The 11671-nt window shown below is 39.0% G+C and carries 9 protein-coding genes; 3 read left to right on the top strand and 6 right to left on the bottom strand.

Going from position 1 to position 11671, the window contains the following annotated elements:
- Positions 1-100 precede the first annotated feature (100 nt).
- From ACRD64_RS18580 to ACRD64_RS18565, 4 genes are all read right to left on the bottom strand, one after another.
- Positions 101-1384, bottom strand: coding sequence for a glycoside hydrolase family 117 protein (locus ACRD64_RS18580; protein ID WP_430934964.1), 1284 nt, complete (start codon positions 1382-1384; stop codon positions 101-103).
- 152 nt (positions 1385-1536) lie between these two features.
- Entirely contained in the window at positions 1537-2406 is an 870-nt protein-coding gene (locus ACRD64_RS18575; RefSeq protein ID WP_430934963.1) for a family 16 glycosylhydrolase, read from the bottom strand.
- Positions 2407-2438: 32 nt separating this feature from the next.
- Positions 2439-2789 (bottom strand): hypothetical protein, encoded by a 351-nt coding sequence (locus ACRD64_RS18570; protein ID WP_430934962.1) that lies wholly within the window; start codon positions 2787-2789, stop codon positions 2439-2441.
- A gap of 199 nt (positions 2790-2988) precedes the next feature.
- The gene (locus ACRD64_RS18565) at positions 2989-4194 is read right to left on the bottom strand and encodes a glycoside hydrolase family 117 protein (RefSeq protein ID WP_430934961.1); all 1206 of its coding nucleotides are present in this window, start codon (positions 4192-4194) and stop codon (positions 2989-2991) included.
- A 253-nt stretch (positions 4195-4447) separates the two neighbouring features.
- On the opposite strand from ACRD64_RS18565, the gene ACRD64_RS18560 reads away from it, so the two are divergent.
- From ACRD64_RS18560 to ACRD64_RS18550, 3 genes are all read left to right on the top strand, one after another.
- Positions 4448-6067, top strand: coding sequence for a tetratricopeptide repeat protein (locus tag ACRD64_RS18560; protein ID WP_430934960.1), 1620 nt, complete (start codon positions 4448-4450; stop codon positions 6065-6067).
- 73 nt (positions 6068-6140) lie between these two features.
- A complete protein-coding gene (locus tag ACRD64_RS18555; protein ID WP_430934959.1) occupies positions 6141-9233 on the top strand; it encodes a ligand-binding sensor domain-containing protein in 3093 nt (1030 codons plus the stop codon).
- A 116-nt stretch (positions 9234-9349) separates the two neighbouring features.
- Positions 9350-9979 (top strand): response regulator, encoded by a 630-nt coding sequence (locus ACRD64_RS18550; protein ID WP_430934958.1) that lies wholly within the window; start codon positions 9350-9352, stop codon positions 9977-9979.
- Between the two features lie 125 nt (positions 9980-10104).
- On the opposite strand, the gene ACRD64_RS18545 is transcribed toward ACRD64_RS18550, so the two are convergent.
- Both ACRD64_RS18545 and ACRD64_RS18540 read right to left on the bottom strand, forming a co-directional pair.
- Positions 10105-10710, bottom strand: coding sequence for a hypothetical protein (locus ACRD64_RS18545; protein ID WP_430934957.1), 606 nt, complete (start codon positions 10708-10710; stop codon positions 10105-10107).
- A 49-nt stretch (positions 10711-10759) separates the two neighbouring features.
- Positions 10760-10903 (bottom strand): ankyrin repeat domain-containing protein, encoded by a 144-nt coding sequence (locus ACRD64_RS18540; protein WP_430934956.1) that lies wholly within the window; start codon positions 10901-10903, stop codon positions 10760-10762.
- Positions 10904-11671 lie beyond the last annotated feature (768 nt).

Raw genomic sequence — 11671 nt, 5'->3', positions numbered from 1 at the left:
AACTCTTTTAATATTGAAATAAATCAGCTTGGATTTGTCCACTTTGTAAAAAAAGCGACTTTTCTTGCCGGCACTAAGTAGGATATTAGTATGGATCTATTTATTTCATCAACCGTTTATTTTCCTCGGCAATCCGTTTTTTTTGTTTAATATTTAAACCATGTTTGTAATAATGCTCGGGTTTATAATAGTAGTTATGATGTTTCATATCGGGATCATTCACGTCTAAGCTTAAGTCGCAGTCGAAACGTAACAGGATAGCATGGTTGGTAGCCCAGCCTGTTACAGCAGTCAAGTGTGACAGTCCCCAGGTAATTCCCCGTCCGTCCTTGGTATTGGTAAAGGCATCAGGCGTATAAGGACCTGCTGCCGTTGGCATCAGCATGGTAATGGCCGCAATGTCAAAGTTTACCCCATCAGGAGCATATTGAATCGTAAAGTGCTCATTCCCGTCCTTGATCACTAAGGCCGCCATTCCTTCTTTAAATGGAAACAGGGTCGTTTCATGACCAGAGTTAATTACCGGGTTTAATGGATGCTTTTCGAATGGGCCAAGTGGGTTATCTGATGTTGCCAGTCCGGTCATGCGAACCAAACGGGGGTCGCCATCAAAGTCTGATTTGTAGTACAGATAAATCTTGTCGTTGTAAACAAAAGGATGTGGATCGTGAATTGAATATTGATCCCATTCGCCCTCGGCACCGTTGTCCACCACAACTTTGTTATACGGCGTCCAGGGGCCGTCAGGTGAGTCCGCATACGAAACAGCAACAGGACAGTCGTCGCCACGTAAACCGCTGGCTTCTTTAAAGCCTTGATAATAGATATAATATTTCCCTTTAAATTTAAGGATATCGCATGTGGTAACCGAACGCCAGCCAACCGCCGGTTTTGGAGGACGGGGGATTGCTACGCCTTGTTCTTTCCAGGTGATTCCGTCCTTACTGGTGGCATACCAAATTTCCGATAAATCCCAATCGGCAGAAGGAATGGTATCGTTGCAATTTTCAGCCCCCATAGGTTTTGTGGGGGTGTTACGATAAGTATACCAAACGTAATATTTCCCGTTTTCGAAAATTACTTTTGAAGGATCGCGACGTGAGATAGTACCGTCATGACCGTTGTAATCGAATCCTTTAAGTTCGGTGTATTTAAATTGAGAATACAGCTCATTGTCCTCAGGCCGTGGAGCCATGTAGCTATCGTAGTTGCGCTCCATCGCCTTGCTTAATGGTCGGTTGGGTTTTTCTTTGGGTAAGATAAAAGGAAAGCCCTTAGTGGGTGCTTCCATTGACTTGTCGGTTTTTTGCCGGGAAATACATGCGGCAAAAAATAAAGCAAAAATCAAAAACGTTGAAATTCTTGTTAATAATGAATGTGGCATATCTGTTTATTTTAAAATTGTGATCCTATTTTTTACCGGTCGGGCTTCAGCCCTTTAATTTACTGGTGTTTGATACATTGACCGTGTGCCTTTGCTAAAGCTTCAGTGACACGCGGAAAGAACTATGCTTTTATAGGGCGCTCTTTCAGCTCTTATTTAAATAGCTTTTTAACTGGTTTGTACACTCTAATCCAATCTATATACATTTTGTTTTTCATATCATCAGCCAACTCTTCATCAGTGGCTACAATTCCTTTATTCGAGCGCCATTCATGATCCTCAACATCCAGGATAATATGCATAGGTCTGTCAAAAAACTGATTATCGGGATCGGTCATATTTTCTTTTCGGAGTGTATTGACCAATTCTCCATCGATATAAAAATCAATCTCCGAGGGACTCTTCCAATACATTCCAAAGTTATGGAAGTCATTTCTATAAGGCTCGTTATTTGGCAGGGTATGGTGCTGTGGGAAGGCAAAGTTCTCTTTAATGCCAGTTTGGTCGCGCATAAACACATGGTAGTTGTGTGAAGCCTGCTGTGCATTTTTTACTTCCGATGGTCTGTCGCCGGCATAAATTTCCAGGATGTCAATTTCCCGTTTGCTGTCCATGCTTAACAGCCAAATGTTCGAAGATAATACCTGGTTGCAGGGTTTTATTCTGGCTTCTACAAATACAGGGTAAATAATGGTTTGTTTTGAGGTGACAATTCCGCAATTGACTTTTTTTGTCCCTGTTTTTCTGGTAGCTTTTAAAACCAGTTTGCCATCTATGATTTCAGAATGGCTTTCGTTAAAATAAGACAAGCCAGGCCCTCGCCATTTGCCCATGTACATATCTTTCCAATTGGTATTGAACTGATCCGATTTACCATCAGAGTTAAAATTATTGGAGCAATTTTTAACCATTTTCCATTTGTAGCCATTTTCAACTTTTGCAGGAATTTCCTTAGATCCAGAATCCTGTGCTATGGCCACTATCGAACTAGCTAGAAACATGCATAATAAAAGTATTCTCATCCTCAACATTTTCTTTTAAACTTATATTTTTTTTAGTGCACAAAGGGATAATTTGTTCCGGCCATGCCAGTTGTCTTTTTATTGTTTTTTAGAGATTTTGACCTGTCCATGAACATAGTATGTAAAAAGTTTATTGCTGAATGATACGGATTTTGGCCGGTGTACTTAGAGCCATGTGAGGGCCAGATTTCCGGTGAGTTGCAATAAGCATTGGTAGATAAAACAGCTTCCGTTGCCAAAGCATCAATACATGGAGATTCAACATAGGCCAGCGGACTTTTATTTGTGCAACCCACCGCTTGGTGATAACAGTTTAGGGCACCGGAACGTTGACCGTCGGTTATATTGCAAATATAAGTGCATATCTTTATTATTACAGCCATTCAATTAATATTACACAGGTCTTAATTAATCAGCTATGAAGGTAGTAAGAGCATTATTTTAGGACAGGGATTTTTTGTAGTTAATAGGATGGTTTTTTGTCAAATTTTAAGCAGAAAAGCGAAATACAGCTAGACATAAGCTAAACAGGCCCGGAAGAATTAACTTTCGAGCCTGTTTCTTTAATTTTTTACTATCCGATTATTGTGCAAAATCTACAAAATTGCCGTGACGTTCCTTACGTCTTGATGTAAATCTTTTAATGCACTGATAGTCGCCGGTAACATATTCATGTGTCAATCCCCAACGCATTACTTCTGTAGGATCTTTTTCGTTATCAACAGTACGGTTTAAACCAATAGCATGTGGAGCGCTTGGGATAGAAGACATGATTTCAAAGTTAATTCCATCGGGCGACCATTGGATGGTATTTTTTTCTGGTCCGTCGGTGGTAATTAATGCAGCAATTCCGTCATTATATTTCCAAACGCAAATTTCGTGGCCACTATTGCTGATTGGGTTGTAAGGTGATTTTATGTAAGGGCCTTTCGGATTATCGGCAATAGCCACACCATGTCTTATTTCTCTACCTCCAAAATACATTTCTTCTCCCATTCGTTCACCTTTGTAATACAGGTAGAATTTGCCTTTGAATGGAAGAATGCATGGATCATGAACCTTATGGCTATCAAAGTCTCCTTTGTTGATCACCTCAAATCGGTTTTTCTTTCCGGGCAGCCATTCTCCGTTATCGGCAGGGCTTAATATAGGCTCTTTGCTTTTGGTCCATGGTCCATCAGGTGAACTTGCCCATGCCAGGCCAACCTGATTTTTGACCCTATGCGTATAAGGTGACTTTACGGTTTGGTAGCACAGATAGTACATACCATCCCACTCCATAATTTCAACGGTAAATACCGAACGGTCGTCATATTCACCTTTTTTACCACGAGGAACAGCAAGGCCTTCTTCATTCCAGGTTATTCCATCGGTAGAAGTAGCATACCAAATATCGCACCTGTCCCATGGAAATACTTTATCCTTTTCCACATCTCCGTCAAAACCCTGCGTTGGACCAGTGCTTTTGGTGTACCATACATAATATTTTTCGTCATGCATAATTAATGCGCTTGGATCGCGACGGACGACACCTTCTTCGTATGCAAGATCACCCTTTAGTTCCTGTTCGGAAAATCGTATAAACCATTCGTTGCCATAGGTGGGCCATTTTAGCGCCCGCTTACTGGCAGCACTTAAGTGTTCTTTGTCGGTTATTCCATATCGGTATATTAATTCATCCGAGACTTCTGCTTCTTCAGAACATTTCTCACAAGATTTCTGGTTGCCACAACTAAGCATCAGGAAAGATGCCATGGTTGCCAAAAATAGATTTCTCAATTTATTCATAGACGTAATTTTTATAGCTAATAGTTTATAGTATCGATAAATATACTTTATTGCTTTTTATATCTTCAAATCTGACCATTTTCTTTTAGATTATTGCTTTTGTAAACTCAACCAAAACTAAACAATCAAAACAGAGCAATGGACTACAACTGGATATTGGTGATTTTTAGAGGGTGTAAAAATATAATTATCATATGATTGCAAATAATTAAACCTAACATTGTATTTTTATGCCTAACATCAAGGTTGCAAAATGAAGAAATTTATACGCATGGATATTAATAAAAACACACGAACGAAATCAATATTAATCATTCAATTTATTTTTAGTTTTTTGGTGGTCTCATATTCGCAAAATTTCGATGAGGCAAAAAACAATATGCTAAAAGCAAGGGCCATCAAATATTCGCAAATGGATAGTGCGCTTTTTTATTTTGAGAAGTCCAAGAATGATTTTCTTATGTTAGGGGATACTTTATTAGCTATTAAGTGCTTGTTAGAGAGTTCGGTTGTTAATACTACTAAAGCGGATTATTCAAAATCGTATGATGGGTATTGGGAAGTTTTAAGGTTGTCTGAAAGTATCGGTTCGGAATTGTCGGTGGCTTCAGCTTATGATGGACTCGGTACCCTGTATGGGTTGTTTTACCGACATCAGGAGGCGCTAATGAATTACAATAAATCTTTACATATTAAAAAACAACTGATTAAAGAAGGTAAGATTAAATTACCGGATATTTTGAGTACCTATTATTTAATTGCCATAAACTACCGTGAGCAACAAATAATAAATAAGGCTCAGCAATATTTAGATACATGTTATCAGATTAGAAAAGAATACCCTAGCAAGACTCTTTTTATAGATGCAGAACAAGGATATTTATTGTATTATCAAAACAAGTTTAAAGAGGCCGAGGCTTTGCTGCAGAAGGTTGAAAAATCATTTTTGTCTGAAAATGAAACTTACTTGGTGATCTTATATTCTTTTATGGGTGACCTCTATAATAAGTTGGATAACTTCGAAAAGTGTTCCGAATACTATTTAAAGTCCTTAGATGTGGCAAAAAAATACAGATCGCATCAGAATTATGTGCCTGAAGTATATAAAAAACTTGGAGATTTGTATTTGTCGATTAACAAACCCAGGATAGCCTATGCATATCTGAAGAACTCTTTTAATGCCAATGATAGCCTGTTTGGTGCCAGAAGTATTAATAACCAACGCTTTATTGAGATCAAGGATCAATTCCGACAAGAGCAGCAAAAACTTATGGAGAAGGCAAGGCTTACTAAATTAGAAAATGAAAAAAGATTATTGTTTTTAAGAAATACCGTTCTATCCATTGTTCTTGTTTCGTTAGTGATGGTATCATTCATTACTTTTTTCTATTTAAAATATCGCCATAAAACGGCGGAGAAGATGCTGAAATCGGACCAGAAAGCTAAAGAGGAAAAAAACAAGGAAATTCTGGAGATGAAAAACAAGGAATTAACTTCCTCGGCATTGCAACTAATTGAAAAGGACGAGCTATTAATGGAGATTAAAAGTAAATTGAGCTCGGCAAAAAATAAGGACCTTAAAGAGTTGATCGCAAAAATAAACGCAAACAGCAAGCACGATTGGAAGGAGTTTGACACTCGCTTTACATCAGTTAATCAGGGTTTTTACAAGTCGTTAAACGAGAGGTTCCCAGAGTTAACACAACGCGACCATAAGCTATGTGCCTTGATTAAACTAAACTTCTCCAGCAAGGAAATGTCTCTTCTTTTGGGGATCTCTATAGAAAGCGTTCATACTTCTCGTTATAGGTTGCGACAAAAATTAAAGTTGGATAAAGGAGAAAACTTAACCGAGTTTATTGCCCGAGTGTAGGCGGGTAAAAGTAAATGGCCAAATTGTTGAAATTTAAGGCAGATTGAAGTAAATTATATACTTAAATTTCTTCATGCAAGTCAAGATAGGCCATATTGCTTTATTTGTAATCGCGTTTGTTTTTATTGAAATCGACGGATTTGCCGAGCACAACTATAGTTTTAGGCATTTATCCAATACCGATGGGTTGTCACAAAACACGGTGAACTGTATGTATCAGGACAGCAAGGGTTTTGTTTGGATAGGTACCCAGGACGGTTTGAATCGCTACGACGGGTATGAGTTTCTCATTTTTAGGCACGATAAGTCAGATACAACATCTATTTCGCATAGTTGGATATGGGATATTTATGAAGACCGAAATGGTGTTTTTTGGATAGCAACATGGCATGGATTAAACAGATACGATCCTAATACTGGCTTGTTTGCACGTTATCTGCCACAAAAAGGTAATAAAAACAGCATGAACGGAACCCGACCTACATCTATTTGTGAGGATGAAAGGGGCAATTTGTGGATTGGAACATGGGGTGGGGGGGTGAATAGGTTTAATCCGAAAACGGGTAATTTCACTCATTTCGTGAATGATACAGACGATTCAACAAGTTTGGCAAGCAATTTTGTGAGGTCGTTATATTTGGGTAGCAATAACGATCTTTGGGTGGGAACATGGAACGGTCTGTCTATCATAGATATATCAAGCCCGGAACAGCCTGAGTTGAGGCCGTACAAGGGTAATCATGGACAAAGTAAAATCCCATCAAGTAAAATATCGTCCCTATTGGGCGATAAGGAGGGTAATGTTTGGATTGGTACCCTTGGAGGGGGTATTAGCCGGCATGACCGCAAAACAGGTTTGTTGACAACTTTTGTTCATGATGCAAGTAAAAACAGTATTTCAAGCAATAATATTACATCCTTGCTGATGGGCCCTAATGGTGCATTATGGATAGGAACGGTCTCCCTGGGTATTGATATATATGATATTAAAGATAGTCAGTTCGTTCATGTTCAACACGATCCTGACGATCGGCGAAGTTTGACCGGGAATAGTATTAATAGCTTGCTGATGGATCGGTCAGGATTAGTTTGGATTGGTGCGGAGGGCATAAATATATTTAATGCCAGAATGAATTATTTCAGTCATTTCAAACATAAATCATACAATAACAATAGCCTAAGCAATAACAAGGTAACAGTATTCTGCGAAGATCACAAAGGGGATATCTGGATAGGGACCGAGACAGGTGGCTTAAACTATTTTTGTCCTTCCGATGGCACTTTTCGTGTGTTTAAACATGTACCAGGCAACAGGGCTGGTTTAAGCAGCAACAATATCAGTTCTATTATTGAAGACAAAAACCAAGACTTATGGATAGGGACCCGTGGAGGTGGACTAAATAGGTTTGATACACATAAAAAGCTTTTCCGGCATTACAATGAATCACCGTTAGTTCGCCAAAGTGAAGGATTGGATAATATCAATGGATTGGCATACGATTCTGTTGGTATCATTTGGATCGCCACATACAGCAAAGGCTTGATAAAATTCGATTTGAATTCGGGCAACTTCACGAATTACAGGAGCAACCCAGTTGACAGCACCACACTCTCGGGCGATTATTTACTTCGTATCTATAACCAGGATCAATATCTGTGGTTAGGTTCCTGGGGCGGAGGATTAAGCAGAATGGACAAAAAGTCAGGTTCGTTTCAACGATACATGAGTAATGCCAATGCTGCAAATGGATTGAGTGATAATATTGTACAGGCCATAAACAAAGCTGTTATTGATGGAAAAGAAAAGTTGTGTGTGGGCACCAGCGATGGTCTTTCGGTTCTGGATTTCCATGGAGGGACAGCGTTCAGCAATTATTCAATTAAGGATGGGTTGCCCAGTAATGTAATATATGGTATCCTTGATGACGAAAAAGGAAACCTTTGGTTAAGCACCAATAATGGCATTTGTAAGTTTAACCCCGACACACGGGAAATTAAAACTTTTAATATTCATAACGGATTACAAGGCAAGGAGTATGTCGGGGGGGCGTATTTAAAGCTTAGGAATGGGATGTTTTTGTTTGGGGGTAATAATGGGTTTAACCTGTTTTATCCTGATAGTATAGCAGAAAGCAGATATGAACCCCCAGTTGAGATTACTTCTTTTAATGTATTTAATGTTCCCTATTTTGAGGGGCATATTGTTCCGGACAGTTCTGTTATTAAATTGTCCCATCATCAAAATTTCTTTTCGTTTAAGTTTTCCGCCTTGGATTTTACTAATCCTGCAAACAATCGATATCAATATATATTGGAGGGGGTAGACGAAAATTGGGTTGCCATACAAGAGCGACGATTTGTAGGGTACACTAATCTGGATCCAGGAGAATATACATTTAAAGTTAGAGGCACTAACTGCGACGGTATCTGGAGTTCCGAACAAGCATCAATGGAGATTATTATTACCCCGGCCATCTGGCAAACCATATGGTTTAAATTGTTTCTGGTTGTCATTGTGTTGGCAGTACTATGGAGAATCTACAGATACAAGCAAAATCGTTTGGCCGAAATGGAACGATTGCGCATCAGTATTGCAAGTGACCTGCACGATGAAGTGGGGGCATCCTTGACACGTATCAGCATTCACTCGGAACAGATTCAAAATACAGATAGAAAAAAAGAGATCATTGATGCATCACGTAAGATAGGTTCTATAAGCCGAGATGTGATTGCAACGATGAGCGATATAGTCTGGTCTATCGACACCCGAAATGATACCATAGGAGACTTACTTGAGCGGATGTACGACTTAGCCTACACCACTTTTTCCATCAAGGATATCGCGGTGTCATTTTCTGAAAATGGATTGGATAAAGACAAGAAGATTAAGATTGATTCAAGGCAAAATGTGTACTATATATTTAAGGAAGCAATAAATAATATTGTTAAATATGCCCAGGCATCCGAAGTTAAGGTAAGTATGGAAAATGAAGTGTATGGATTTAATATGCAGATTAAAGATAACGGTATAGGATTCGATATTTCAAAGGTAAAAAAAGGAAATGGACTGAGAAACATGAAAATGAGGGCGGAAAGAATTGGAGGTGAGTTGATAATAGAGTCGGATGGAGGTACAATAATAATGTTGAGGACAAGAAGGCTGTAAATGTAGTGTATCCCTGACCAAATTAGTGCAGCCCTTCTTACTATTAGGTACAACTCTCATCAATACCCCATGTAAATGGTATTTCGCTTGCCCCATAAAATTTGTATTATTAAAATATGGTAAGGATAGCAATAGTTGAGGACGATAAGGTGATTAGAAACGGGGTTCAAGAATACCTGAATAACCAGATGGAAATGTCGTGCCAAATCGCAAAGGAATCGGTTGAGGCATTCCTGTCCGGATTAAACAAAGAAAATATACCCGATATCATTCTCATGGACATTGGTTTGCCAGGAATGTCAGGCATTAGTGGGGTAAAACTCATAAAGGAGAAATATCCTGACATTAACATCGTCATGTTTACCGTCTACCACGATTTCAACAAGATATTCCAATCGTTATGCGCTGGCGCATCCGGCTATCTGCTTAAGAACATTCCCTTTGCCGATATAAAAAAAGCGATAGAAATAGTGAATGATGGGGGTTCGTTTATGTCACCGCAAATAGCTCGCAAAGTGATCAATTATTTTCAGACAGGCCAAAAAAACGAGCCATCCACCTCGCTTACAGGCAAGGAAAAAGAAATTGTGCTTGGCCTGGTAGACGGTTTAAGTTATAAAATGATTGCAGAAAAAAATTTTATTTCTATTGAAACAGTTCGGTCGCATATTAAAAACATCTACAAAAAGCTACATGTGCATTGTAAGGCCGAAGTCATTAAAAAATCCATAAGCGGGGAGATTTAACCGTCGACTTTATTTGGGGTGCTCGCTACATCGTAGTTTATGGTCATAATGTTGAGGATTGATTTTCTCATCACTTTTGACGCAGATTCATGTTGTTCTTATTTAAGCTTGCTATCTGCAAGTAACTACATTTGCGGTATATCCGGCATCCCCGGCATGCTCATCACCTGATAATTATTGGGGATTTCGAACTTTGAATTATCAGGTTTCCAGTATTTTACATTTTTCATCTCCATGCTTGATCCCTCAGATCCTTCCATATGGTCAATGATTTTCATGGGGAACTTGTATTTTTCGGAATACCAAAGGGTGTACATTTTTTGCCCTGGATTTTTCTTGCTCCAGAGTGTCGATTTTGTACAAACAATGCCATTGATGGTTTCATTACCTTCTTTTTTTAAGATCCCTTGTTCTTCATATTTCTCAAAAACTTTTATTGGATCATTGTTCATGCTCATCTGGCTGCCTGCCGGACTTTTTATTGCCATTTTTTGGTCGGGCATTAAAATAACAACATCTTTCGATCCATTTTTAACTATGATGGCACTTTTGTTGCCGCGTTCTTCAAATTCGTAGCGATATCCTGCTTCGGCCGAATAAACTTTAAATTGCTTTTCCTGCCCGGTGTTATTGAATACCATGTCTGCGGTAAATTGTGCAAAACCGTTAATGCTCAATCCTGACAAAATCAGGATTAAGGTAAGCTGAATAAATTGTTTGGTGGTTTTCATGATACTGATTTTATAGTGTTCATACAAATTATGTTACCAAGTGGGCTTTTCATAGTTGAACCATTTTGATATGTCCGGCTGCTTTAGCCTGAGAAAGAGGTGTTTGGTTTCGTACATTTTTTGCGTTTACGTTGGCACCTTTTTCGAGGAGATATTTAGCCATTTCCAGATAGTCGTAGTCATAATAAAACACTGGTGTCCGATAAAAAATACACGCTATAGCCTAACGCTATTTTGTCTCAAGCCGGCGGACGTTTCATTTTCAGTTCGCCTCAGTTTTTATATCTCAACGCTGTTCATGATTTCGGCAACGCTCCAATTGCCTTAGCTGCAAACGAAACACAAATTGTGCCGCCGTTAACATGAAAAAGCTAAAAATAAGTGCGCTTCGCTTAAAGAAAAGAACCTGTCTCCCGGTCAGACAGGCTCGCGATGTTCAAACAGCTTTTGCTTTTATTGATTTTTGCTCCGTTCGGTAACACCTAAGCAAGTTTAATCATTACACTCACTTATCGTAAAAATTCTTTCCAACCGCTTGGATTACAGATTTTCTTAACGCTTTTTTTGCATGAAAGCGGATTATTCCCCAGGCACCATGCTTACTCGTTTAAAACTCTTGCTATTCTAATCAATACGATAGGATTAATAATACTTAGTCGGTGCGTAATGATAAAAAATCATGCCGGGCAAAGCACTCTTTGCATTCTCAGCATAACCCAAACAAATTTGGTTGTGCATTCACTTCTTCCCGAATTACTTCGCCATTCGCTTGGGCATTCGGTAAAGCACAGGCAAGCATAGCTTTACATTCACTTCTTCAGGAATTGCTGCGCATTCGCTCGGGCGTTCGGTAAAGCACAGGCAAGCATAGCTTTACATTCACTTCTTCAGGAATTGCTGCGCATTCGCTCGGGCGTTCGGCAGAACATAAGCAAGCTTTGTTTTGCTCTCACTTCTTCAC

Origin of the sequence: Saccharicrinis sp. 156, from assembly GCF_050589685.1 — a bacterium.
Taxonomy (GTDB): domain Bacteria; phylum Bacteroidota; class Bacteroidia; order Bacteroidales; family Marinilabiliaceae; genus Saccharicrinis.
The sequence above is the reverse complement of the archived record's forward strand: the minus strand, read 5'-3'. Positions and strand labels throughout refer to the sequence as shown.

Coding starts and splice junctions, on each gene's coding strand:
- ACRD64_RS18580 (WP_430934964.1), bottom strand. CDS start 1,384: ATGCCACATTCATTATTAACAAGAATTTCAACGTTTTTGATTTTTGCT.
- ACRD64_RS18575 (WP_430934963.1), bottom strand. CDS start 2,406: ATGAGAATACTTTTATTATGCATGTTTCTAGCTAGTTCGATAGTGGCC.
- ACRD64_RS18570 (WP_430934962.1), bottom strand. CDS start 2,789: ATGGCTGTAATAATAAAGATATGCACTTATATTTGCAATATAACCGAC.
- ACRD64_RS18565 (WP_430934961.1), bottom strand. CDS start 4,194: ATGAATAAATTGAGAAATCTATTTTTGGCAACCATGGCATCTTTCCTG.
- ACRD64_RS18560 (WP_430934960.1), top strand. CDS start 4,448: ATGAAGAAATTTATACGCATGGATATTAATAAAAACACACGAACGAAA.
- ACRD64_RS18555 (WP_430934959.1), top strand. CDS start 6,141: ATGCAAGTCAAGATAGGCCATATTGCTTTATTTGTAATCGCGTTTGTT.
- ACRD64_RS18550 (WP_430934958.1), top strand. CDS start 9,350: ATGGTAAGGATAGCAATAGTTGAGGACGATAAGGTGATTAGAAACGGG.
- ACRD64_RS18545 (WP_430934957.1), bottom strand. CDS start 10,710: ATGAAAACCACCAAACAATTTATTCAGCTTACCTTAATCCTGATTTTG.